This is a genomic window from Curtobacterium sp. PhB172 (assembly GCF_003752545.1).
Lineage (GTDB): Bacteria > Actinomycetota > Actinomycetes > Actinomycetales > Microbacteriaceae > Curtobacterium.
In genome coordinates this window covers 90,554-115,228 of sequence record NZ_RKIF01000010.1, presented here as the reverse complement: position 1 = coordinate 115,228, position 24,675 = coordinate 90,554, and the positions used below count along the sequence as shown (strand labels likewise).

Here is a 24,675-nt window from a genome sequence, read left to right as displayed (position 1 = left end):
ACGCCCGGTGTGGACAACTCAGTCGAGCGGGCGGAACTCCACACCCTCGAGCGACGTCGTGTCCGCGCCGACGGTCGCGAAGGCGGAGAACCCCTGCGCGGCCAGACCGGCGAGCAGGTTCTTCGCGTTCTTGGTGCGTCGTTCGAGCCGCACGCGCCGGTGCGAGGCGAGCGCCTCGGTCTTGAGGGCGGCGAGCCGGACCGGGTCGACGTCCTTGTCGTAGACGAGCACCACGGCGTCCGACTCGGCGGACTCCGGGAGTGTCACGAGGTCGACCAGGCGCTCGAAGCCCAGCGAGAAGCCGACCGCGGGGACGTCCTGCCCGAGGAACCGACCGATCATGCCGTCGTACCGACCGCCGCCGCCCAGGCTGTAGCCGAAGTCGGGGTGCGCGACCTCGAAGATCGTGCCGGTGTAGTAGCCCATGCCGCGCACGAGCGTCGGGTCGAAGCGCAGGTCGACGCCGGGCAGCGCTTCCCGCAGACGCAGCAGATCGGCGAACGCATCCCCGTCGAGCCACGCAGCCCCCTCGACCGAGGTCCAGTCCGCGGCCTCGAGCGCGCGGATGGTGTCCTCGAGCCCCGGCAGCTCCTGTCCGACGGTGCTGCGGAGCTCGGCGGCGACGCCGTCCGGGCCGATCTTGTCGAGCTTGTCGACCGTGATGAGCGCGCGGTCGGCGGCAGCGGGGTCCGCGATGCCCCACGACGCCAGCAGGGTCAGCAGGATCCGCCGGTCGTTGATGCGGATCGTGGTGCCGGTCACCCCGAGCGCGTCGAGCGCGGCGGTCGTGGCTCGGATGAGCTCGATCTCGGCCAGCTGCCCGGGCTCCCCCAGGATGTCGATGTCGCACTGCACGAACTGGCGGTAGCGCCCCTTCTGCGGACGCTCGGCGCGCCAGACCGGCGCGATCTGCACGGAGCGGAACACCGCGGGCAGCTCGGCACGGTGCGAGGCGTAGAACCGGGCGAGCGGCACGGTCAGGTCGAACCGGAGCCCGAGGTCAGCGAGGTCGAGCGGCGCCTGGGCCGTCTGCAGATCCTCGGTGCTGAGCCCGCGCTTCATGACCGCGAACGCCAGCTTCTCGTTGTCGCCGCCGAGCCCGGAGTGCAGCCGTGCGGCGTCCTCGACCACGGGCGTCTCGATCTCGTCGAACCCGTGCCGCGAGTAGACGTCGCGGACGACACCGAGCACGTGCTCGCGTCGGGCCTTGTCCGCCGGGAGGAAGTCGCGCATGCCACGGGGTGCCGTCACGGTCGTCGCCATGGGGTCAAGTCTGGCAGATGCACCTCGACGAGTTGCGCGGCACCCGTCCTACTGGCATACTGCATTCAGTACCTCGGTTCGGAGCGTGCCTGATCCACTCTCCGGACCGATCGCGTGGGCACCGTGCTGCAGTGTGCCCCGCGACTCGAGCGGGTTCTGCGTGCACACCTCTCCCTGGGGGTGTGCCCACCCGCTCACGGGCGCCCTCCTTTTTCGGGTTAGGAGGGCGCCCTTCTCTTTTCGGGTGCACGCACTCCGCGGCTCCCCGCGCACGCACTCCGCGGCTCCCCGCGCACGCACTCCGCGGCTCCCCGCGCACTCACTCCGCCGCGCGGCCGGCTTCCTCGAGCGCAGCGACCGCAGCACGGAGACTCGCGACCGGGTCGATCCCGTCCCGCACCGCTCCGGCGACCTCTTCCAGCATCGCGATCCCCCACGCCGGGTCCACCGCCCCCGCACCGTCGGCCGGTGCCGGCGACCCGACCGATGCCCGAGCGGTCCCCGCTCCGGGTGCCGCAGCCGACGTGGCGGACGTGCCGCAGGCCTCCCGGTCAGCGACCGAGACGGACGCGACGGTCGCGGCGGCCACGACCGACGCGACGGCCGTGTCGGCCGCACCGTGCTCCTCCAGGCGCTCCAGCAGCTTGACGGCCCGCTCCAGCGGCGGCATCGCACGCGGGACGCCGTCGAGGGCGCTCGTCCGGGCCGACTTCTCCGCCGCCTTCGCCGCGCGCCACACCCGGACCACGTCGTCGACCGTGTCCGCGGTCTCGTCGCCGAACACGTGCGGGTGTCGACGGACCATCTTGTCGCGGACCCCGGCGGCGACGTCCTCCAGGGTGAACTCCCCCGCGCGTTCGGCGATCCCGGCGTGCAGGACGACTTGGTACAGGACGTCGCCGAGCTCCTCGCGGACGTCGTCCGGGTCGCCGTCGTCGATGGCGTCGACGAGTTCGTAGGACTCCTCGACCGCGTAGCGCGCGAGCGTGGCGTGGGTCTGCGCACGGTTCCAGACGCAGCCCCCGTCCTCGGCGAGCAGGCGGTCGACGACGGTCACGAGGTCCGGTACGGCGGTCATCGCGCCATCGTCTCACCCACGTATGCTGGTCGTGGTGTGTCGGGAAGTCTGGTCGACGGACTACCACCCGACCCCTCGAGACGGAGATCCATGTCGTCCCTCGTCCGCTCCCCCCGCTTCAGCGCCATCGCGCTCCTGACCGCCGCCGTGCTCGGCCTGGTCGTCGCGAACTCACCCGTCGGCCCCGGCCTCGAACGGCTGCTCGACGCACACCTGCCGCTCGGCGCAGTCGGTCTCGACCTGTCGATCGCGCACTGGATCAGCGACGGCCTGCTCGCGGTGTTCTTCCTGCTCGTCGCGATCGAGCTGAAGCAGGAGCTCGTCGACGGTGAGCTGTCGAACCCGAAGACCGCGATCATCCCCGCCATCGCGGCGGTCGGCGGCGTGCTCGTCCCGGCTGGCATCTTCCTGCTCGTCACCGCGGGCACGCAGTACACGCACGGCTGGCCGATCCCGACGGCGACCGACATCGCGTTCGCGCTCGGTGTCCTGGCGATGTTCGGTCGCGGGCTGCCGAGCGGCATCCGGGTGTTCCTGCTCGCGCTCGCGGTGCTCGACGACCTCATCGCGATCATCATCATCGCCGTCGTGTTCGCGCACGACACCGACTTCCTCGCCCTCGCCGGTGCCGTCGTCACGCTCGCGGTGTTCTGGCTGCTCGGCCGGATGCTCCGCCCAGGGCGCAACTGGCAGACGCTGCTCATCGTGGCGATGGTCGTGGTCGGGCTCCTGACGTGGTGGCTCGTGTACCACTCCGGCGTGCACGCCACGATCGCCGGCGTCGCGCTCGGGCTCGTGCTCCCCCGCCGCCCGGGGCACACGCTGCACGAGAACGTCGAGCCGTGGTCGAACGCCATCGTGTTGCCGGTGTTCGCGTTCGCGTCGGCCGCGGTGGTCATCCCCGCCGTCGGCATCAGCGAGCTCTCGCCCACGTTCTGGGCCGTCGTCATCGCACTGCCGGTCGGCAAGGTCATCGGCATCACACTGTTCGGCGCGGTCGCCACGCGGATCTTCCGCTCACCAGGACGGTCGTCGTTGTCGTTCTTCTCGATCATCACCGTCGGGGTGCTCGGCGGGATCGGCTTCACGGTCTCGCTGCTCATGAACGAGCTCGCGTTCGCCCGGAACGAGGAGATCCTCGACGAGGGCGTGCTCGCCGTGCTCGTCGGCTCGGGCATCGCCATCGTCGCGTCGGCGGTCGTGGTCACGCTGCGGGCCCGGGCGTACCGCGGGCGGCGCGAGCTGTCCGAGGCCGAAGCGACCGAGTAGCGGCTGGCCGGCGGCGGCGCAGCCGATGCGGAACGACAAAGTCGACGTCGTACGACGTCGACTCTGTCGTTTCGCATCAGCGGACGCGTGGATCGTCGCGAACGGCGTGCACGCGGTGGACGCGCCCACGAGCGGACGGGAGGCACGGTGCCAGCCCGCACCGTGCCTCCCGTCCGTCGCCGCTCGCGACTACTGCACACCCTTACGCGGCCGGCGCCTCCGCCGGCGTCGTCGCGCCGTACACGGCGGTGAGGATGCTCTCCACCCACTGGATCAGGGCGTCGTCCGGCAGCGCCTGGTCGTGCGGCCGCGGCATCGGGATGCTCGCCGCGTTCTGCTGCGGGAACCACTTCGCGCCCGGGAACATCCGCTTGAGCCGCACCTGCGACGAGTCGGCGAGCTCCTTGCCCGCCACGCGCAGGTTCGAGCCCATGACCACCACGTCGGACAGCCCGACCTGCTGCGCCATCCGACGCAGGCGGGAGACCTCGACCAGCGTCTGCACGGCCTGCGGCGGCTGCCCGTAGCGGTCGGTGAGTTCGTCGAGCACCATGTCGATGGCGTCCCGCTGCGCCGTCGGGGCCGAGGCCGCCGACAGCTTCTGGTAGGCCTCGAGCCGGAGCCGCTCGGACTCGACGTAGTCCTCGGGGATGTGCGCGTCGACCGGGATCTCGAGTCGGAGCTCGGTCTGCCCCTCGGCCACGTCGCCGCGGAACTGCGAGACGGCCTCGCCGATCATCCGGAGGTACAGGTCGAACCCGACGCCTGCGATGTGCCCGGACTGCTCGCCGCCGAGCAGGTTGCCGGCGCCGCGGATCTCGAGGTCCTTCATGGCGACCTGCATGCCCGCGCCGAGCTCGTTGTTCGCCGCGATGGTCTCGAGGCGGTCCTGTGCGGTCTCGGACAGGGGCTTCTCGGAGTCGTACAGGAAGTACGCGTACCCGCGCTCGCGCCCTCGGCCGACACGACCGCGCAGCTGGTGGAGCTGCGACAGCCCGTACTTGTCGGCCTTGTCGATGATGAGCGTGTTCGCGTTCGCGATGTCGAGGCCGGTCTCGATGATCGTCGTCGACACGAGGACGTCGAACCGGCGCTCCCAGAAGTCGACCATGACCTGCTCGAGGGTGCTCTCGGACATCTGCCCGTGTGCCACGGCGATGCGGGCGTCTGGAACGATCTCGGCCAGGTGCGCGGCGACGCCCTGGATGTCCCGCACACGGTTGTGCACGTAGAACACCTGGCCCTCGCGCAGCAGTTCGCGGCGGATCGCGGCGGCCACCTGCAGGTCGGACTGCGGCCCCACGAAGGTCAGGATGGGGTGGCGGTCCTCGGGCGGGGTGGCGAGGGTCGACATCTCGCGGATCCCGGTGACCGCCATCTCGAGCGAGCGTGGGATCGGGGTCGCCGACATCGCCAGGACGTCGACGTTCGTCTTGAACTTCTTCAGCTGGTCCTTGTGCTCGACACCGAACCGCTGCTCCTCGTCGATGATGACGAGCCCGACGTCCTTGAAGGTGATGCCCTGCGACAGGATCCGGTGGGTTGCGATGACGATGTCGACGGTGCCGTCGGCGAGCCCGGCGATGGTCTCCTTGGACTCCTTCTCGGACTGGAACCGGCTCAGGGCGCGCAGGTGCACGGGGAACCCGGCGAAGCGCTCCTGGAACGTCTCCATGTGCTGGCGGACGAGCAGGGTCGTCGGCACGAGCATGACGACCTGCTTGCCGTCCTGCACCGCCTTGAACGCGGCGCGGATCGCGACCTCGGTCTTGCCGTAGCCGACGTCGCCCGACAGCAGGCGGTCCATCGGGATCGGGCGTTCCATGTCGCGCTTGATCTCGTCGATGGTGGTGAGCTGGTCGGCGGTCTCGGCGAACGGGAACGCCTCTTCCAGCTCGCGCTGCCACGGGGTGTCCGGGCCGAACGCGTGCCCCTTCGACGCCATCCGCGCCGAGTACAGCTTCACCAGGTCGACGGCGATGTCGCGGACGGCCTTGCGGGCCTTCGACTTGGCGGCGGACCAGTCCGAACCGCCCATCTTCGACAGGGTCGGTGACTCGCCACCGACGTACCGCGACAGCTGGTCGAGCTGGTCGGTGGGCACGAACAGCTTGTCGCCGGGGTAGTTCCGCTTCGACGGCGCGTACTCGAGCACGAGGTACTCGCGCTGCGTCTTCACCGCGTTGCGGCCGCCGGAGCTGACCTCGCGGCTCACCAGTTCCACGAACTTGCCGATGCCGTGGGTCGCGTGCACGACCACGTCGCCCGGCTTGAGCTGCAGCGGGTCGACCACGTTCTTGCGACGGCTGGCCAGCTTCTTGACGGTGCGCGCGCCCTGCTGGACGCTCCGGCCGTAGAACTCCGCTTCGCTGAGCACGACGATGCGCGGATCCGGGATGGCGAAGCCGTGCTCGACGGTGGCGGTCGTGACGATGGCGACACCCGGTTCGGGAGGCGCGGGCAGGGCTTCGGCACGGGCTGCGACCCCGGCGTCGGCGAGGACCTGTACCGCCCGCTCGACCAGCCCCTGGCCCTGGGCGGTCACGACGACCGCCCACCCGTCATCGGTGAGCGCCTTGACGTGCGCGATCGCGCCGTCGGCGCTGCCCGCGAAGCTCGGTACTGCCTCCGCACGGACGCGGATGTACTCCCCCGCCTCGGCTGCTGCCTCGGCGTCGGTGAGTACGCGCGCCGTGTCGCCTTCGTCGAGACCGGAGTCGAACGGCGACACCGTCCACCAGGTGCGCTGGCCGCGGGTGTTCTTGAGCTGCTGCACCGTCAGGAAGTTGCCGGCGTCGAGGTCGATCGGCGCCTGGGCCCCGGCGACCGCGGCGCTCCACGCGGCCTGCAGGAACTCGGTGTTCGTCTCGGCCAGGCTGTTCGCGCGACCGTTCACCCGCTCGGGCGAGAACACCGCGATGGTGGCGTCCTCGGGCAGGTACGAGGTCATCGGGACGAGGTCCTGCACGAGCGCGGGGGCGAGGGACTCCATGCCCTCGACCGGGATCCCCTCGGCGATCTTCGCGAGCATCTGGGACAGGTTCGGGAACTCGTGGAGCATCTCGCGCGCCCGCTGCCGGACGTCGTCGCTGAGCAGGAGTTCGCGCGAGGCCGTGAGTTCGACCGAGCCGAGGTCGTCCTCGGTCGTGCGCTGGTCGGCGACCGAGAACGCCTTGACGGCCTCGATCTCGTCGCCGAAGAAGTCGACGCGGACGGGGTGGTCCGCGGTGGGCGGGAAGACGTCGAGGATGCCGCCGCGCACCGCGAACTCACCGCGCCGCGTGACGAGGTCGACGCGGGCGTAGGCCATGTCGACGAGCTTCGCGGCGATGGCGGCCAGGTCGTTGCCGCGCGAGTCGGTGCGCAGCACGACGGGCGCGAGTGAGGTCAGGTTGGCGGCGATCGGCTGCAGCGCTGCGCGGACGCTCGCCACGACGATGGTGGTGCGGCGATCTGTGTCGTCGGCAGCGGACCACGACGCGAGCCTGCGGAGCGTCGCGATGCGGGTGCCGACGGTCTGGGCACTCGGGCTGAGCCGTTCGTGCGGAAGGGTCTCCCACGCTGGGAACTCGAGGACGTCGGCGTCGGGGACGTAGCTGCCGAGGGCGTCGCGGACCGCTTCGGCTTCACGCCCCGTCGCCGTGATGACGAGCACGCACTGCGGCCCGTTCCGCTCGGCGAGCAGCGCCCCGAGCAGCGGGACCCGCAGGCCGTCGACGACCGAGAAGTCGGCGTCACGAGGCGCGGCGCGGAGCACGCGATCGAACGCGGAGGCGCGCGAGAGCGCAGGGATGATGCCCGAGATCGTCACTCAGGAGATGGTACCGGCCCCCACCGACACCGCCCGCGCGGTGCGCGACGGGCGAACACGGCCAGCGCGGTCAGGACGGCGCGTGCACCCGCTGCTGCGCGGCGACGAGTCCGACCTCGGCGATCGCCTCGACCGCGTCCGCGGCGTCGGCCAGCAGGATGGGCAGCGACTTCTTCTCGGCTGCGGAGAAGTCACGCAGCACGTAGTCGGCCGGGTCCTGACGACCGGGCGGACGACCGATGCCGACCCGCACGCGCGTGAACTCGTTCGTGCCGGTGGCCTTGATGATGTCGCGCAGCCCGTTGTGCCCGCCGTGACCCCCGCTGCCCTTGAGGCGGACGGTGTCGAACGGCAGGTCGAGCTCGTCGTGCACGACGACGAGGTCGGCCGGGGTGGCGCTGTAGAACCCGAGGACCGACGAGACCGGTCCGCCCGAGGTGTTCATGAACGAGCCGGGCTTCGCGAGCACCAGGCGCGGACCGCCGGGCACCAGGCGCCCTTCGGCGACCTGGTTCGGCGTCTTGTGCTTCTTGAACCGCGCACCCATGCGGGACGCGAGTTCGTCGAGGACCATCTGGCCGACGTTGTGACGGTTGCCGGCGTAGTCGGGCCCGGGGTTCCCGAGTCCGACCACGACCAGCGTTCGATCCGCCACAGCGTCGACCAGATGCCTTCGAAGGGGGTGTTACTCGGAGTCGACCGGCTCGGAGCCGCCCTCGGCACCGGCTTCGGCACCGGCCTCGGCCGAGGCCTCGTCCGCGGCGTCGTCGTCAGCGGTGCCACGCGGGGTGACGATCGCGACGACCAGCGCCTCGGCGTCGGTCTCGAGCTCGGCGCCCTCGGGGAGCTCGAGCTGGGCGGCGTGGATCTGCACGCCGTCCTCGAGGCCCTCGACGTTGACGACGACGTGCTCCGGGATGTCGGTCGCGAGGACCAGCAGGGAGACGGTGTTCAGGTCCTGCACGTGGATCGTGCCGGAGAAGGACTCGCCCTCGATGACGACGGGCACGTCGACCGTGACCTTCTCGCCGCGGCGCAGGACCACGAGGTCGATGTGCTCGATGATCTGGCGCACCGGGTCACGCTGGACGTCCTTGACGAGGGCGAGCTGGGCAGCACCCTCGATGTCGAGGTCGACGACCGCGTTGGCGGTACGGACGAGCAGCATGGTCTCGTGACCGGGCAGCGAGATGTGCTTCGGCTCGGTGCCGTGGCCGTAGACCACTGCCGGGATCTTGTCGGCGGCGCGGAGCTTGCGCGCTGCACCCTTGCCGAACTTGGTGCGGACGTCCGCTGCGAGCTTCGTGTAGTCGGCCATGGTGCCTCCTGGTCTCGGGGGTCGACACCGGCGGTCCGGCATCGTGGGGGTCTGTGGTGTTGCAACTCGAACGCGTGCACGCGTGAGGAACGTTCCCTGGGCTGGGCCGGGTCTCCCACCGCGTCGATCACGGCCGCTGTCGCGGCCCTCGCCGAAGTCAATCACCGACTCTACCAGCACCCGCCGGGCGTGTCGTGCCTCAGTGCCCCGCGGCCACCGCCTCCTTCGGCACCTTGAGGAACGACAGCACCACGAAGGCGAGGACGTAGAGGCCGACGAACGTCCAGACCACGCCGCCGGGCCCACCCCACGGCAGGACAGCGCTGACCACGGCGTTGCCGAGGAAGGTCGCACCACCGGCCGCCGTGGCGTACATGGCCATCGCGGCGCCCCGGCGCTCCTCGCCGGCGAAGGCGGGGACGATCGCGCCCATGGGTGTGAACCCGGCGAGCATGATGCCGAACACCGTCCCCGCGGCGGTGGCGAGCCAGAAGCCCCACTCGGAACCGGCCGGCACCAGGTGCGGGACGTACCACCAGGCCAGCAGCCCGATCGCCGAGGCGCCGATGCCGAACCACTTGACGGTGCGGATCCAGCCGATGCGGTCGCCGAGGGCGCCGAAGAAGGCGTTGAACAGGATGTTGCCGGCGTAGACGATCACGGTCATCGTGAGCCACTTCGACTGGCCCCACCCGAGCTCGGTGCCGATGATCGCCGGCATGATCACGAACATGCCGAACTCGGGCGCCGTGTTGACGAGCCGGATCAGGACGGCGAGCAGGACCTTGGGCCGCGCGATGCAGACCTCGATGCCGCTGGCGATGACCCGTGCGGCGGAGTGGGAGCGCGGGGCGATGCGGCCGAGCCCGGTCTGCTCGTGCACGCCGAACCGGACGATCACCCAGCCGGCCACGACCAGGACGAGCGACAGGGCCATCGACCACGTCTCACCCGTGTGACCGCCGCCGAACGCGGGGATGCTGCCGATCGCGATGAGCGAGCCGAGCGTCGGCAGGCCACCGGTGAAGACGACGTAGAACCAGCCGACGGCCGTGGCGTTCCGGTCGCGCGCCACGGTGTGGTTCACCCAGCAGAGGAACGAGAAGGCGAACAGCGGGAACCCGAGTCCGCGCATGAAGTACGTCAGGGCGATCAGCCCGACCGACCCGGTGGGCAGCGCCGCGAGGAACGCGACCTGGAACACCACCCACAGGACGGCGCCGATCGTCATGACGCGGCGTGGGCCCCACAGCTCGGAGAGCACGCCGGCGAAGTAGGACGCCACCAGGACGGCGACGCCGTAGATGCCGATGACCATCGCGGCGCTGTCCGTGCCGCCCGAGCCGAGGGCCGCGGCGATGTGCGGAGCGATGAAGTTCGACTCGATGCCGTCGCCCGTCATGAAGACGAGGACACCGAGGAAGCCCCAGCGCAGCGGGTGTGGGATGCCGAGGCGGGCGATGAAGCCCTCGCGCCCGGCAGACGGTGGTGCGGTGGCAGGTGGGGCGGTCGTCACGCCGTTCGGCGGGGTCAGGGTCGTGGTGCGCTTGGTGCGGGGTTCCGACATGTGTCGTCTCTCCTGGAGGGGCCCCGGAGTGCTCGACCCGGCATCGCGGCATGTCTCCGGGGTGCGCCGCGCGCCACGCACCCGACCGTCCGCGCAGTGGCTGCGGGCGGTCGGGGCGTCGGCGATGATGCGAGTCCTGTACCCGGGGCGCCCCGTGCTGATGCGGAGACGGATCCCGGCGGACCATCGCCGGCCCGAAGCATGGTGTCCGACGTTAGACCGCTCCAACGCCGCTCGTCAAGAACGACAACTGTTGTGTAACGATCGGCGGTCGTGCCGCGCGGAGGCGGTCGTTCCGGGCGTAGTGGGTCGTTCCGGGCGGAGGTGGTCGTTCCTTTCGGCCGAGTACGCCCGATTCGACCTTCCATCGCGCCCGTGATGGGAAAGAACGCTCCGCGAGGCTCAGCGACCGAGGCTGCGCCGGTGCTCCTGCGCGGCCGCCAGCAGCTCGCGGGCGTCGTTGCTCGTGGCCTCGGCGGCGTCGCGAGCACGTTCGAGGGCCTCGATCTCCGCGATCGCCCGATCGAACTCGCGCTGCAGGTCGGCCCGGCGCTCCTCGGCCTGCTCGAGGTCCGCCTCCGCGGCGTCGAGTGCGGCATCGGCGTCGCGCGACTCGCTCCGGGCTGCGGTCTCCGCCCGGCGTGCGGCCTTCCGCGCAGCGGCCGGGTCACGCTTCGGCTCGGGCTGGGCGTCCGGCTCCGGTCCGTCCTGGGGTTCCGTCTCCGTCGACCGGGAGGCACGGCTCGCCTTCCGCGCGCCCCTCGCCTGGGTGATCGGGATGGGTGGGGCATCGCTGCCGGACCAGGCGTCCGGCACCGCGTCCGGATCCGCGAGCGCCCCGTCCAGGTCGACCGCGTCGAACCCCACGCTCTCCAGCGGTGCCACGAGCAGCCCCGACCGCACTGCGGCGCCGGCGTGCGGATCGGCCATCGCGGCCTCGATCGTCGCGCGCACCTGGTCGAGCACGGCGGGAGTCGCGGCGTGTCCGGCGTCCGAAGCGAGGTCGGCGCCGGCCTGCGTCAACGCCTCGATCACCTCGGAGCGTTGCTGCCGGAGCTTCCGGATCTCGCCGGGGTCGGCGTCGGCCTGGGCCTTCCGCAGGGCGGGCCCGAGGTCGACCGCGTCGTCGAGGGCGCCGTCGTGCGCGAGCAGGTCCACGACCCACGCTGCCGGTGCGGGCTTCCGGAGCTTCCCGATCGCCGCCGCCAGGGCCCGGTCGTCCGTCCGCACCGCGCGCTGGCGGGCCGTGCGCTCGGCGACGAAGTCCCCCGGCGCGACGAGCAGCAGCTCCCTGGCGACGTCCGCGAACTCCATGCCCCCAGCCTGCCCGCTACCAGTCGTGGACGGTGCCGTCGGCCAGGCGGTTGAACGGCAGGTAGGCCTGCTCGTACGGGTACTTGCCGGCCTCGTCGACGTCGAGGCTGACCCCGAGGCCGGGCTCGTCACCGGGGTGCAGGTAGCCGTCCGTGAAGGTGAAGGTCTGCTGGAACACCTGGTTCGTCTGCGGCCCGTGCTGCATGTACTCCTGGATGCCGAAGTTGTGGATCGCCATCCCGAGGTGCATCTGGGCGGCCAGGCCGACGGGCGAGATGTCGGTCGGCCCGTGGAACCCGGACTTGATCTGGTACATCGCGGCGTAGTCCATCGTCTTCTTGAGCGGGGAGATGCCACCCATGTGCGTGACGGCTCCGCGGACGTAGTCGATGAGCTGGTCGCGGATGATGTCCTTGAAGTCCCAGATCGTGTTGAAGACCTCGCCGATCGCGAGCGGCGTGGTGGTGTGCTGCCGGACGAGCTTGAGTGCCTCTTGGTTCTCGGCGGGGGTGCAGTCCTCGAGCCAGAACAGGTCGTACGGCTCGAGGGACTTGCCGAGCTTCGCGGCCTGCAGCGGGGTCATCCGGTGGTGGCCGTCGTGCAGGAGCGGCAGTTCGGGTCCGAACTCGTTGCGGACGGCCTCGAACACGGTGGGGACGTGGCGCAGGTAGGCGCGGGTGTCCCAGTCCTCCATGGCGGGGAAGGCCCCACGTTGCGCCGGCTCGAAGTCGTACCGGACGCCCTCGTTGCCCTCGGTGGTCTTGTTCGACGCGATGCCGTAGATGCTCTCGAGACCGGGGACGCCGGTCTGCACGCGGATCGAGCGGTAGCCCTCCTCCTGGTGCTCGCGGATCGAGTCGAACAGCTCGGGGAGTTCCTTGCCGGAGGCGTGCCCGTACGCCATCAGCCCGGTGCGCGAGGCACCCCCGAGCAGCTGGTAGAGCGGCATGCCGGCGACCTTGGCCTTGATGTCCCAGAGCGCCATGTCGACGGACGCGATCGCCGCCATCGTGACCGGGCCGCGACGCCAGTACGACGAGCGGTACAAGAACTGCCAGGCGTCCTCGATGCGGCTGGCGTCGCGGCCGATCAGCAGCGGCACGACGTGCTCGGACAGGTACGCGGCGACGCCGAGCTCGCGGCCGTTCAGCGTCGCGTCACCGAGGCCCGTGACACCGTCGGCGGTCGTGATCTTCAGCGTGACGAAGTTCCGGTTCGGGCTGGTGACGATGACCTCGGCACGCTCGATGAGCTGGCCGCGGTCGGCCGACGCCCACGTGTCCGGACGCCCGGAGGTGTGCCCGGTCGCCGCGCCGGTGTCGGCGGCGCCCGGCACCGGGGCCGCGGGGTTCGTGGTGGTGTCGGTCATGCGTGGACTCCTTCGTCGGTGCTGGTGGTGGTGCGTGCGGCGGTGCTCGCCGCCCGGATGTCGTCGGCCGCTGCGGTGATCGCGTCGACCACGGCGGGGGTGTCGAGGTCGGGGGCGATGACGCGCAGCGCGTCGCGCACGTCCGAGTCTGCCCCGGGGGCTCCGTCGTCGTCCACGAGGTCGGGCTGCGTCGTGACGTGGAGCCACCACGCGGCGATCACGGTCGCGGCTCCGGGGCCGATGCCAGCGGACGGCTCGCGCTCGAGTCGGTGCCGCACGACGTCGACGACCCGGACGGGCAGCTTCTGCGATCCACCGGAGGCGATCTGCCGCAGGGTGTGCCGGATGCGGGGGTTCTGGAACCGGTCCACCAGGGCGGCACGGGCGTCGGTGACCTCGTCGGCAGGCAGGGGCAGTTCGCGGGCGGCCTCGTCCCACAGCTGCTCGACGGCGGCACGGCACACCGGGTCGTCCACGGCCGCGGCGACGGTCTCGTGCCCGAGCTGGAGCCCGAGGTACGCGAGCAGCGAGTGCGAGCCGTTCAGCAGCCAGAGCTTCCGCTGCTCGTACGGGGTGACGTCGTCGACGATGCGCACGCCGGCGGTCTCCCACGCGGGGCGGTCGATCCCGTCGAAGGCGTCCTCGAGCACCCACTCCGCGAAGGGCTCGGTGACGACGGGCACCCGGTCCCCGGCGAGTGCTCCCGGCAGGGCGGCGAGGCCCTCGACGTCGGCGTCGGTGGTCGCAGGGGTGATCCGGTCGACCATCGACGACGGGAACGAGACGTTCGCCTCGATCCACGCGCGCAGTCCGGGGTCGGTGGTGGCGCCCAGCACGGCCTCGCGCAGCACCGCGCCGTTGTGCGTCAGGTTGTCGAGGCTGACCAGCGCGATGCGACCGCTGCCGGCCGTGCGCCGGGCGTCGAGCCCCGTGACCAACCGGGCGGGGACGTCGGAACCGGACCGGTAGCCCTGCTCGGTGACCGTCAGCGTGACGATGGTGGTCTCCGGGGACGCGACCACGTGCCTCCAGGCCGTGTCGTCGCTGCCCGGGTGGGCGGCCACGATCGTGTCGACCACCTCGGCGTCGTCGCCGGTCGCAGCACGCGTGACCAGCGTGTACCGGCAGTCCTGCGCGGTGAGGGCGTCCGCCGCCGCGGGCGAGCGGCCGGTGAAGGCCGTGATGCCCCACGACTCCCCCGTGGTGTGGGCCGTGTACCAGGCGAGGTGGGCGCGCGCGAACGCGCCCACCCCGAGGTGGACGATGCCGGGGCGGCGATCGGTCATGCGGTCACCGGGACGAGGGACCGCAGGTACGCCAGGTTGTCGGCGGTCCGGGCCTCGAGGGACAGGTCGGTGGAGAAGTCCTCGATGGTGACCCAGCCGTCGTAACCGACCTGGCGGAGGGCGTCGAGGTACTCGGAGACGGACGCCTGACCGGTGCGCAGCGGCGCCCACTCGTTCTGCCAGATCGTGCTGCCGTCGGCGCGGGTGTCGCCGGTGTCGACCCAGCGGGCGTTCTTCACGTGAGCGTGTGCCAGGTACGGGCCGAGGAGCTCGAACGCGGCGAGGTGGTCCTCCTGCCCCTCGATGACCAGGTTGCCGAGGTCGTGGATGACGCCGATGCGCTCCGGGTCGAGGCCGTCGACGAGCCGCAGCGCCGCCGAGGCCGAGGGCGTGATCGTCATGTGGTGCAGCTCGACGAGCGCCTTGACGCCGAGCTCGGTCGCCCGGGTCACGACCCACTCGAGGTCGGCGCGGGTGCGGTCGAAGATCTGCCCGTACGTCTCGCCGGTGCGTTCCTTCTCCTGCCGGTACATCGGCATCGAGACGCGGACCTGGCGGGCGCCGAGCTCGCTCGTGACGCGGAGCATCGTCTCGACGCCCTCGTGGTCCGACGCCTGCTGGTACCCGCCGATGCCGGAGTACTCGAGGCCGGCGGCGTCGGTGATCCGCGCGATCTCGCCGACCTGGTCCTGGACGCCGGTGAACTGCCACGTGGAGTTGTTGCCGGCCCAGAACGAGCGACCGGCGGGCACGACGGCGCCGTCCGCGGGGCGGTCGTCGACGATGCGCCACTCGACGCCGTCCCAGCCCTGCTCGGCCAGCGTCGAGGCGGCCTGCGACGGGGTCCAGTCGGGGGTGGAGGCGGTGAACACGGAGAACTTCATCGGGTGGCTCCTTCGGTCGCGGTGTCGGACGGTGCTGCAGCGCCGACGACCGGCACCACGTCGTCGTACTTGCCCTCGATCACGTCGTCGATCCGGACCGGCTGCCCGAGCGTCGCGCTGACGTACAGCCCGCGGACGGTGGCGAGTGACACGAGGGCCGCGTCGACGGTCACGCCGGGCTCACGGCCCTCGCGGACCGCGGCCACGATGTCGGTGTACTGCCGGCCGTGCCCCGCGGCGAAGTGGTCGGGCTCGGCCGGGCCGCCGACGACGTGCTCCGGCGGGACGACGTCGTCCTTCTGGTCGACCGCGCCCGCGACCGCCGAGGCGTTCGAGGTGGTCGACGCGGACTCGAGCGTGGCGGCGTCGGGTGCGATGTGGAAGTAGGCCAGGCGGTCGTCGTCGACGATCGCCGACCCGTGCGTGCCGTACACGGCGTAGCGCGCGGAGAGGCCCGGGTACGCGGCGGTCGTGCAGTGGATGACGCCGAGCGCGCCGCCGGCGAACCGGACGGTGGCGACGGCGGTGTCCTCGACCTCGATGCGGTCGTGCGCGAGCAGCCCGGTCTGGGCCGAGATCTCGACCGGACGGCCGAGTGCCCAGACGAGCAGGTCGACGGTGTGCACGCCCTGGTTCATCACGGCACCACCACCGTCGAGCGCCCAGGTGCCGCGCCAGTCGCCGGAGTCGTAGTAGCCCTGCGACCGGTACCAGGCGACGCTCGCCAGGCCGGAGGTCACGGTACCGAACCCGCCGTCGTGGGCGGCTGCGGCGACGGCGGCCGAGGCCGGATCGAAGCGGTGCTGGCTGATGACGCTCGTGACGAGTCCACGGTCGCGTGCCGCCGCGGCGAGCGCGGCGATCTGCCGGGCTCGGGGCATCGTGGTGTCGAGGGGCTTCTCGATGACGACGTGCTTGCCGGCGGCCAGGGCCGCCTCGGCGAGCTGCACGTGCATGCCGGAGGGCGAGCAGATCGCGACGACGTCGATGTCGGTCTGCGCGATCGCCTCCTCGATGGTGGACGTCGTGACGGGGCGGGTGACGCCCATCGCCTCGATCTCGTCGGCGGCGCTCGTGGCGGCGGCGGGGATCGCGTCGACGAGGGCGACGACCTGCAGGTCCGGGTGGTGGACGGCGACCTTGGCGTGGTGGCGTCCGATGACGCCGGCGCCGACGACTGCCAACTTCAGTGGGGTGGTCATCGCAGGGTGACTCCGATCTGGTCGGTGAGGGTGCGGAGGGCACGACCGGCGCGGCCGAAGGCCGCGGGGCCGGAGAACCCGCCGAGGGAGGTGAAGTCGCTGAGGTGCGGCTCGAGCGAGGCGTAGCCGGAGTAGCCGGCGTCGCGCAGTGCGGTGAGGGTCTGGAGCAGTTCGCCGTCGCCCTCGCCCGCGGGGACGACCGACGAGTCAGCGGCCAGGGCGTCCTTGACCTGCAGGTAGTCGACGTAGGGCGCGAGCTGCGCCCACCCGTCGGTGAACGGCTTGACGCCGCACTGCACGTAGTTCGCGTTGTCCCAGGCCAGTCGGAGCGCCGGCGACCCGACGCTCTCGACGATGTCGAGCACGCGCGAGGGGACGTCGCCGTAGATGTCCTTCTCGTTCTCGTGCAGCAGGGTCACGCCCTCGCGTGCGGCGAGGTCGGCCAGGGCGCGCATCCGGACGAGGACGTCGTCGCGGACGTCCTCCGGCTGCCGGCCCTCGAAGTAGAACGAGAAGATGCGGATGTTCGTGGTGCCGAGGGCGTGCGCGGCGGCGATCGCGCGGCCGAGCCGTCCGACCTCGTGCTCGACGGGCTCGTCGACGGAGACCTTGCCGATCGGCGAGGCGATGGCGGACACGGTCTGTCCGCGCTCCTCGAGCAGGCGGTGGAGTCCGGCGAGCTGGTCCTCGTCGAGGTCGACGACGCTCACGCCCCAGGCGCTGCGGACCTCGATGGCGCTTGCGCCGAGCGCCTGCAGGACCGCGACCTGGACGACGGGGTCTGAGTCGATCTCGTCGCCGAAGCCGGAGAGTTCCCACGTGGGCTGGTCGGTCATGGTGTCCTTTCGTGTCGGACGGGAGGCGCGTGGCGGGGCCGCCACGGGCCTCCAGTCCGGTTCTGGGTTGCGGTGACTGCCGCGCTCACTTGACGGAGCCGGCCGTCAGACCGCCCACCAGGTAGCGCTGGAAGATGAGGTACAGGGCGACGACCGGCACGGCGCAGACGATCGAGGCGGCCATCATCTGGCCGTAGATCGGGACCGCACCGCCTTCCTGCGCGGTGCCGAGCACCTGCAGGACCACGGCCACCGTGCGGGTGTTCGGGGTCGTCATGATCGTGGAGAACAGGACGTCGTTCCAGCCGAGCAGGAAGGCGAAGATCGCCGAGACGACGATGCCGGGCCACGACAGCGGCAGGACGATCTTCGTCAGGATCTTCGTGCTCGAGGCGCCGTCGATGCGGGCGGCCTCCTCGAGTTCCTTGGGCAGACCACGCAGGTAGGTGACCATCACCCAGGTCGAGAACGGCAGGGCGAACGTCAGGTACGTGACGAACAGACCCCAGCGGGTGCCGATGATCTGCACGCCCGTGGCACTGGCGATGTTCGAGAACACCACGAACACGGGCAGCAGCAGGAGCGTGCCGGGGATCGACTGCAGCGCGAGGAGCCCACGCAGGATGGTCAGGCGACCGAGGAAGCGGAACCGGACCAGCACGTACGCGGTGGACACGGCGAGCGCGGCACTCGCGATGGCGACCGCGCCGGCGGTGAGCATCGAGTTGACCAGCCCCTCGCCGAGGGCGACCGTCGACCAGATCTCGACGTAGTTCGACAGCGTGAACTCGGACGGGAAGTACTCGCCGCGGGCGACCGCGACATCCGAGTTCACCGAGCCGAACAGGATGTACAGGACCGGGACGGCGATGAACGCGATGATGATCGCGATCACCACGATGAGCAGCCAGCGGGGCAGGAGCCGGGTGACGTCGGTGTCGTAGGGGCGCTTGTGGCGTCGACCGGGTGCGGTGATGCTCTCGGTCAGGGTCGACGTCGGGCGGGTCCGGGTGGTGCCGGCGAATGATGTGCTCTGGGCGCTCATGCTCGTGCTCCGTCGATGTCGGCGGCGGTCGGGGCGGCGGCGAGCGTGGCGCGGTCGGCGCGGCGCTGCTTCCGGTTGGGACCCGCGTCGTCACCGGTGTCGAGCTTGACGGCTCGCAGGTAGACGAACAGCGGGATGGCGACGATCACGAGGGAGCAGATCGCCATGGCCGCGGACAGACCGAAGCGGAACGACTGGAAGCTCGCGATGTACGTCAGGACGGGCATGACCTCGACGCTCGACGGCAGCGGGATGCCGAACAGCACGAACGGCAGGGTGAAGTTGTTGATGTTGTGCAGGATCGCGATGATCACCGCCAGGCTGAGCGGCCCGCGCAGGTACGGGAAGATGATGTAGCGCAGCTTCGCCCACCAGGTCACCCCGTCGAGCGCGGCGGCCTCGTGCACCTCGTTGTCCACGGCCTGCAGCCCGGCCAGCGACAGCAGGTAGACGAACGGCCAGCTCGTCCAGATCATCACGCCGGCCAGCGCCCAGTAGGACGCGGAGCCGTTCAGCCAGAGCACGTCGGTGTGCAGGATCGAGTTCACGACGCCCTGCGGCTGCAGCATCGTGCGGAAGAACGTGCCGACGACGAACGCGGGCAGCACGTAGGGGATCAGGTAGATCGACCGGACGAGGCCGCGCCCCGGGAACCGGTTCTGCGTCGAGATCGCCGCCGCGACGCCGATCGGCACGGTGACCGCGGTGACCAGGGCGGACAGCGACACCGAGATCCAGATGGAGTGGAGCAGGGGCGAGTTCGTGAAGGCCTCGGTGAAGTTCGCGAAGCCGATGAAGGGGGCGCTGAACCACTGCCGCAGCGTGTACTGGTCCAGGTCGAGCATCGCGATGTAGAAGCCCACCAGGAGTGGCACCACGATGACGGCGAGCATGAGGACCCCGCCGGGGATGAGCATCCAGAGCGGACGCTCCTTCTTGTACAGCGGCGTCGTGCCGTGCGGGCGGACCGTCTGCTCCGTGCGCTGCGGCGGTCTGGTCTGGGTGCTGGTCATCACAGACCTCCGTTCTTCTGACGGTCGAGGGTGGACTGGGCGTCCTTCTGGGCGTCCTGCAGACGCTTGCGGAGCTGGTCGTCGGTGACCTCGCCGCTCTTGAGCGACGGGATCGACTGCACGACCACGTCGACCAGGGCGAGCTGGATGTCGGACCAGGCGCCGGTGAACGCGGTGGGCTTCGACAGGCGACCCGCGTCGATGATCGGCTTGAGCTGCGGGTTGTCTGCCGCCAGGTCAGCGGCGGCGGAGGCGTTGGTCGGCAGGTTGCCGAACAGGTCGTAATACTCGAGCTGCGCCTTCGGTGCGCTGAGCTGCTTGACGAAGTCGAAGGACAGCTGCTGCTTGGTGCCGTAGTCGGCCACCACCCAGTTGTCGCCGGACAGGATGCTCGCGGCCTCGATGCCGTCGGCCGGGCGCTCGCTGGCTCCCGGCGGGACGGTGGGGAGCAGGGCGAACTCGTACTTGCCGTCGACCTTGGTGTCCTTGAACGAGTTGATCGCGGTGGTGGTCGTCATCGGGAAGAACGCGGCCTTGCCCTCGGTGAACTGGGCCAGGGCCTGCGCGTTGTTCCAGCCGATCGCGGCCTTGTCGACGACGCCGTCCTTCGTGACCCAGTCGAAGTAGGTCCGGTACGCGTTCTCGACGGCGTCGCTGTCGATCTCGGCCTTCGAGCCGTCGACGATGGTGTTGCCGGCGTTCTGCGCCATGCCCCACACGAACTTCCACGGGTCGAAGCCGTCGGCGTAGGCGATCGCCAGGCCGTGCCGACCGTCACCGGTGGTGGCCTTCGCGTCCTCGGTCAGCTCGTCCCACGTGGTCGGCATGTCGGTGATGCCGGCCTTCGCGAGGAGGTCCTTGTTGACGGCCATCACGAACGGACGGCTGGCGAACGGGATCCCGATCTGCTTCGAGTCGCTCGGCCCCGAGATGCCGAACGAGGCCGGGTCGAACTGGTCCTTGCCGCCGATGGCGTTCCACTCCTTCGATCCCATCTCGACGAAGGCACCGGTGGCGTAGGCGGTCGGGGTGAACGTGGTGCCGATGGCGTAGACGTCGGGACCCTGGCCGGAGATGACGCTGGTCTGGATGGCGGTCAACTCCTCTTGCGCGGACGAGTAGGTCTCCCACTGGATGTCCGCACCGGTGGTGCGCTTGAACTCGGCAGCGGTGTCCTGCTGCCACTGCTTGCGCTCCTTGGGGTACGTGGTGTCCGCGCCCATCATCACGCGGAGGGTGTTCGGGTCGTCGCCGCTGCCGTTCACGACGGCGCAGCCCTGCAGGGAGAGAGCGGCGAGGGCGATCACCGCGACGGCACCGACGAGGGTGCGGGGCTTCAGCCGTGTTCTGTTCATCCGGGGGCTTCCTCCTCGAGACCTCCTCCGGGCGGCGCTGCCCGGTGGCACCACTGTTCCGCCGTTGGCAACATCCGGCAACCGGTTGCCACTTGTTGCCAGACGCGAATACGTTCGGCCTCGTGAGCGACACAGACATCGACGTCTCCGGCGCCGGGGCCGGTTTCAGCGCCGCCCGGCGCGTGACCATCCGGGACATCGCCGACGCGACCGGCGTGGCCCCGTCGACCGTGTCCCGCGCGCTCTCGCTGCCCGACCGCGTGAACCACACCACGCAGGAGCGCATCCAACGAGCGGCCCGCGAACTCGGCTACGTCGCCAACTCGCAGGCACGCGCCCTGACGTCCGGCCGCACCCGTGCCGTCGCCGTGCTCGTCTCCGACATCACGAACCCGTTCTACTTCGACGTCATCCGCGGCACGCAGCACCAGCTCGCCGGCGCCGGGTGGACGCAGTTGCTCGTCGACACCGAGGAGTCCGCCGACGCCGAACTCGCCACCCTGAGCTCGATCGGCGCGAAGGCCGACGGCGTCGTCCTCACCGCCTCACGCCTGTCCGACGCGCAGATCGCCCGGTTCGCCGAGCGGATCCCCCTCGTCGTCGTCAACCGTCGCCCCGCCGGGGTGCCCTCGGTGCTCATCGACACCCCCGGCGGCGTCGAGCAGGCCGTGCAGCACCTCGTCTCCCTGGGCCACCGCGACGTGCTCTACGTCGCCGGTCCGGACAGCTCGTGGTCGAACGAACGCCGGTGGAAGGCGCTCGTGCGCGTCGCGAAGCGCCTCGGGGTCCGCGTCGCCCGCATCGGGCCGCACGCGCCGTTCGTCGACTCCGGAGCCGCAGCCGCCGACGCCGCCGTGCACGCCGGGGCCACCGCCTGCATCGCCTTCAACGACCTGATCGCGATCGGCATGCTCGCGCGGCTGCGCGAACGGGGCGTCCGCGTCCCCGAGGACGTGAGCATCGTCGGCTGCGACGACATCTTCGGTGCCGACTTCTGCAACCCGCCGCTCACCACCATGACCTCGCCGATCGAACGCGCCGGACGGGTCGCGATCCGGATGCTGCTCGGCCGGCTCGGTGCGATCCCCGCCGACGAGCTGCCCGGTGAGCACATGACCGGCGCCGTCGCACTGCCCACCCACCTGACCGTCCGGGAGTCGACGGGTCCTGCGCCCGCCTGACGCGGGCGCACGCCCGCTGCACCCGCCGGCCCCGCCGCGCCCCGCCGTCCGTACCGTTCTCGAAGGAGTCGATGATGACCCAGACCAGCACCGCCACCCGTCTCGCCCCGCACCCCGACCGGCTGCTCCCCGCCGACCCCGGTGCACGCCAGGTGGCACGGACCGTCTACGACGCGGTCAAGGACGCACCGATCATCTCCCCGCACGGCCACGTCGACGCGGCGCTCATCGCCGCCGACCAGCCGTTCAGCGACCCCGCGTCGCTGCTCATCACGCCCGACCACTACGTGCTCCGCCTGCTGCACGCCAACGGGGTGGACCTGGCCGCGCTGGGACGCGCCGACCTGTCGGGGACCCACGCCGCGCCTCCCGGTCGCGCCATCTGGCGGCAGCTGGCGGACCACTGGGACGACTTCCTCGGCACCCCCGTCCGCTACTGGTTCGAGACCGAGCTGCACGACGTCTTCGGGCTGACGGAGCAGCCGTCGGCGGCGAACGCCGACGCCCAGTACGACCACATCGCCGGCCTGCTGGCATCGCCCGCCTTCCGCCCGCGTGCCCTGTTCGACACCTTCGGCATCGAGGTCCTCGCCACCACCGACGGCCCCGCCGACGACCTCGCCGCGCACACGCAGCTCGCCGCCGACCCCACGTTCACCGGCCGGGTGGTCCCCACGTTCCGCGCGGACGCCGTGTTCGACCCGTCGCGGCCGGACTGGAGGCCCGTGGTCGCGTCCGTCGGCGAGGCCGCCGGCATCGACACGGGCACCCACGCAGGGCTGTTGGCAGCACTCCGCGCACGTCGCCAGTACTTCATCGAGCACGGCGCGACCGCCACGGACACCGGGGTGCTCGACGCCGGATCGTCGCCGTTGTCCGCCACGTCGCGCGAGCGTATCCACGCCGCGGCGCTCCGCGACCCGTCTTCCGTCTCCGAGGCGGACGCCACCGCGTACCGGCACGACATGCTCTACCGCTGGGCCGAGATGAGCGTCGAGGACGGCCTCGTCATGCAGCTGCACCCCGGCGTCATCCGGAACCACCACGCGCCGACGCTCGAACGCTTCGGCCCGGACACCGGCCACGACCTGCCCGCCGTCGGGTCCTTCACCACGCCGCTGCGGCCGCTCCTGGAGTCCTTCGGCACCGCTCCGGGCTTCCACCTCGTGCTGTTCACCGTCGACGAGACCGTCTTCTCGCGCGAGATCGGCCCGCTCGCCGGCTTCTACCCCGCCGTGTACGCCGGGGCACCGTGGTGGTTCATCGACACCCCGGCGGCGATCGGCCGCTACCGCTCCGCGATCACCGACTCGGCGTCGTTCACGAAGACCTCCGGGTTCATCGACGACACTCGGGCGTACTGCTCCATCCCCGCGCGGCACGACATGGCGCGGCGAGCGGACGCGGCGTACCTGGCCTCGCTCGTCGTCACGCACGAGATCTCGGAAGAGGACGCCGTCCACACCGCACGGCGAATCGTGTCCGACATCCCGCGGGCGACGTTCAAGCTGTAGGGGTGCGGGGTGCCGCGTGGTGCGAGGTGAACCAGCCGAGGCGGTACGGTCGGGCGCATGACCGAGCGGGTGACGGCTGCCTACGGCGCTCGCGCTGCGGAGTACGCGGCAGTGCTCGGATCGATGGACGCCGTCCACCCCGACGACCGCGCGCTCGTCGACGCCTGGGCAGCGGGTCGCCGAGATCTGCTGGTCGACGCCGGGTGCGGCCCCGGTCACTGGACGGCGCACCTCGCTCGGAACGGGTACCGGGTCATCGGGATCGACGCCGTGCCGGAGTTCGTCGAGCACGCACGGCAGACGCACACTGCCTCGGTCGACTTCCGGGACGGATCGATCGATGCGCTGCCGCTCGCGGACGGCAGCGTCGGCGGCGTCCTCGCCTGGTACTCGGTGATCCACCACGAACCCTCGCGGGTCGGCGTGCCACTGGACGAGTTCCGGCGGGTGCTCGCCCCCGGCGGTGGGCTCCTGCTCGGGTTCTTCGAGGGCCCCGCGGTCGAGGCCTTCGACCACGCGGTCGTCACCGCGTACCGCTGGCCGGTCGCGTCCCTGGCAGCGCGGCTGGACGAAGCGGGCTTCGACGTGGTGGACGTCCACACCCGGTCAGCGCCCGAGCACCGACCGCACGGGGCGATCAGCGCGGTGCGCCGCTGACGGATCCCGTCGGCCGTGCCTCCCAGCCGGGGTGTCCCGCGAACCCGTCTGCACGGTGCGAGGATCGTCGCCCGGCGCGAGGTGGGCGGTTCCGTGCTGGGTTGCCGCGCGGCACGGAGCGATCAAGGTCGCACGGGCCGACCGGAGTTGCACCGTGCGGCGCGCGAGCAGTTCAGGCGGAGGTGACGACGAGCGCAGCCACGATGTCCCGCACCGTGTCGTCGACCGGCCCGTCGATGGAGACGTCGACGGCGGCCTCGTCGGCCTGCGGCCGTTCGAGCGTCGTGAACTGGGAGTCGAGCAGCGACGACGGCATGTACTCGTGGTGCCGGTGCGCCTGCCGCTCGGCGATGAGGTCGTGCGAGCCGTCCAGGAACGCGATGACGAGGCCCGGCGCCGACTGCCGGAGCCGATCGCGGTAGACGCGCTTGAGGGCGGAGTTGGCCATCACGCAGCGGCTCCCGGACGCCTCGACGGCGGCGATCCGCGCGGCGCAGGCGTCGAGCCACGGCCAGCGGTCGTCGTCGGTGAGCGGGATGCCCTGCCGCATCTTCTCCTTGTTCGCGGCCGGGTGCAGGTCGTCGGCGTCGACGAACACGGTCGGTTGGCCCTGCTCGGCGAGCGCCTCGGCGAGTGCCTGCCCGATCGTGGACTTGCCGGAACCGGAGACGCCCATGACGAGGACGGGCGGGAGGACAGCGGTGTCGGTCATC

General features: G+C 71.1%; 20 protein-coding genes. 4 read left to right on the top strand and 16 right to left on the bottom strand.

What is annotated here, in order from left to right:
* Positions 1-18: 18 nt before the first annotated feature.
* Together hisS and EDF42_RS14690 are read right to left on the bottom strand one after the other, a co-directional pair.
* On the bottom strand, positions 19-1,263 hold the full coding sequence (hisS, locus tag EDF42_RS14695; protein WP_123673020.1) for a histidine--tRNA ligase: 1,245 nt from the start codon (positions 1,261-1,263) through the stop codon (positions 19-21).
* Positions 1,264-1,582: 319 nt separating this feature from the next.
* Positions 1,583-2,341, bottom strand: a complete 759-nt coding sequence (locus EDF42_RS14690; RefSeq protein ID WP_123673018.1) for a MazG family protein — start codon at positions 2,339-2,341, stop codon at positions 1,583-1,585.
* 90 nt (positions 2,342-2,431) lie between these two features.
* Between EDF42_RS14690 and nhaA the strand changes: the two genes are divergently transcribed.
* Positions 2,432-3,610, top strand: coding sequence for a Na+/H+ antiporter NhaA (gene nhaA / locus EDF42_RS14685; RefSeq protein WP_123673016.1), 1,179 nt, complete (start codon positions 2,432-2,434; stop codon positions 3,608-3,610).
* Positions 3,611-3,812: 202 nt separating this feature from the next.
* On the opposite strand, the gene mfd is transcribed toward nhaA, so the two are convergent.
* The 13 genes from mfd to EDF42_RS14620 all read right to left on the bottom strand — a co-directional run bounded on the left by mfd (position 3,813) and on the right by EDF42_RS14620 (position 20,610).
* A complete protein-coding gene (mfd, locus tag EDF42_RS14680; RefSeq protein ID WP_123673014.1) occupies positions 3,813-7,421 on the bottom strand; it encodes a transcription-repair coupling factor in 3,609 nt (1,202 codons plus the stop codon).
* A gap of 70 nt (positions 7,422-7,491) precedes the next feature.
* Positions 7,492-8,076, bottom strand: coding sequence for an aminoacyl-tRNA hydrolase (gene pth, locus EDF42_RS14675; protein ID WP_123673012.1), 585 nt, complete (start codon positions 8,074-8,076; stop codon positions 7,492-7,494).
* A gap of 30 nt (positions 8,077-8,106) precedes the next feature.
* The gene (locus tag EDF42_RS14670; RefSeq protein WP_111084831.1) at positions 8,107-8,739 is read right to left on the bottom strand and encodes a 50S ribosomal protein L25/general stress protein Ctc; all 633 of its coding nucleotides are present in this window, start codon (positions 8,737-8,739) and stop codon (positions 8,107-8,109) included.
* 199 nt (positions 8,740-8,938) lie between these two features.
* Positions 8,939-10,306 (bottom strand): RbtT/DalT/CsbX family MFS transporter, encoded by a 1,368-nt coding sequence (locus EDF42_RS14665; RefSeq protein WP_123673010.1) that lies wholly within the window; start codon positions 10,304-10,306, stop codon positions 8,939-8,941.
* A gap of 402 nt (positions 10,307-10,708) precedes the next feature.
* Positions 10,709-11,620, bottom strand: a complete 912-nt coding sequence (locus tag EDF42_RS14660) for a hypothetical protein (protein ID WP_123673009.1) — start codon at positions 11,618-11,620, stop codon at positions 10,709-10,711.
* A gap of 16 nt (positions 11,621-11,636) precedes the next feature.
* Entirely contained in the window at positions 11,637-12,989 is a 1,353-nt protein-coding gene (gene manD, locus EDF42_RS14655) for a D-mannonate dehydratase ManD (protein WP_228504708.1), read from the bottom strand.
* Positions 12,986-14,275 carry a mannitol dehydrogenase family protein gene (locus EDF42_RS14650; protein WP_123673007.1) on the bottom strand — a complete coding sequence of 430 codons (1,290 nt, stop codon included), beginning with the start codon at positions 14,273-14,275 and terminating at the stop codon, positions 12,986-12,988. The genes manD and EDF42_RS14650 overlap by 4 nt, the downstream gene beginning before the upstream one ends.
* Complete coding sequence (locus EDF42_RS14645; RefSeq protein WP_123673005.1) at positions 14,272-15,159, bottom strand: sugar phosphate isomerase/epimerase; 888 nt, start codon at positions 15,157-15,159, stop codon at positions 14,272-14,274. Before EDF42_RS14645 ends, EDF42_RS14650 begins: the two co-directional genes overlap by 4 nt.
* Positions 15,156-16,361 (bottom strand): Gfo/Idh/MocA family protein, encoded by a 1,206-nt coding sequence (locus EDF42_RS14640; RefSeq protein WP_123673003.1) that lies wholly within the window; start codon positions 16,359-16,361, stop codon positions 15,156-15,158. The genes EDF42_RS14645 and EDF42_RS14640 overlap by 4 nt, the downstream gene beginning before the upstream one ends.
* On the bottom strand, positions 16,358-17,197 hold the full coding sequence (locus tag EDF42_RS14635) for a sugar phosphate isomerase/epimerase (RefSeq protein ID WP_123673001.1): 840 nt from the start codon (positions 17,195-17,197) through the stop codon (positions 16,358-16,360). Before EDF42_RS14635 ends, EDF42_RS14640 begins: the two co-directional genes overlap by 4 nt.
* Before the next feature lie 85 nt (positions 17,198-17,282).
* Positions 17,283-18,242, bottom strand: a complete 960-nt coding sequence (locus tag EDF42_RS14630) for a carbohydrate ABC transporter permease (protein ID WP_165901164.1) — start codon at positions 18,240-18,242, stop codon at positions 17,283-17,285.
* Complete coding sequence (locus EDF42_RS14625; RefSeq protein WP_123672999.1) at positions 18,239-19,255, bottom strand: carbohydrate ABC transporter permease; 1,017 nt, start codon at positions 19,253-19,255, stop codon at positions 18,239-18,241. Before EDF42_RS14625 ends, EDF42_RS14630 begins: the two co-directional genes overlap by 4 nt.
* Positions 19,255-20,610: an ABC transporter substrate-binding protein gene (locus EDF42_RS14620; RefSeq protein ID WP_123340630.1), complete on the bottom strand. Its 1,356-nt coding sequence runs from the start codon at positions 20,608-20,610 to the stop codon at positions 19,255-19,257. The genes EDF42_RS14625 and EDF42_RS14620 overlap by 1 nt, the downstream gene beginning before the upstream one ends.
* 122 nt (positions 20,611-20,732) lie before the next feature.
* On the opposite strand from EDF42_RS14620, the gene EDF42_RS14615 reads away from it, so the two are divergent.
* The 3 genes from EDF42_RS14615 to EDF42_RS14605 all read left to right on the top strand — a co-directional run bounded on the left by EDF42_RS14615 (position 20,733) and on the right by EDF42_RS14605 (position 23,962).
* Positions 20,733-21,791, top strand: a complete 1,059-nt coding sequence (locus tag EDF42_RS14615; RefSeq protein WP_395865646.1) for a LacI family DNA-binding transcriptional regulator — start codon at positions 20,733-20,735, stop codon at positions 21,789-21,791.
* A gap of 74 nt (positions 21,792-21,865) precedes the next feature.
* Positions 21,866-23,305, top strand: a complete 1,440-nt coding sequence (uxaC, locus tag EDF42_RS14610) for a glucuronate isomerase (protein ID WP_123672998.1) — start codon at positions 21,866-21,868, stop codon at positions 23,303-23,305.
* 57 nt (positions 23,306-23,362) lie between these two features.
* Entirely contained in the window at positions 23,363-23,962 is a 600-nt protein-coding gene (locus EDF42_RS14605) for a class I SAM-dependent methyltransferase (protein ID WP_123672996.1), read from the top strand.
* A 172-nt stretch (positions 23,963-24,134) separates the two neighbouring features.
* Here EDF42_RS14605 and EDF42_RS14600 read toward each other — a convergent pair whose 3' ends face one another.
* Complete coding sequence (locus tag EDF42_RS14600; RefSeq protein ID WP_123672994.1) at positions 24,135-24,674, bottom strand: gluconokinase; 540 nt, start codon at positions 24,672-24,674, stop codon at positions 24,135-24,137.
* Position 24,675: the final 1 nt, after the last annotated feature.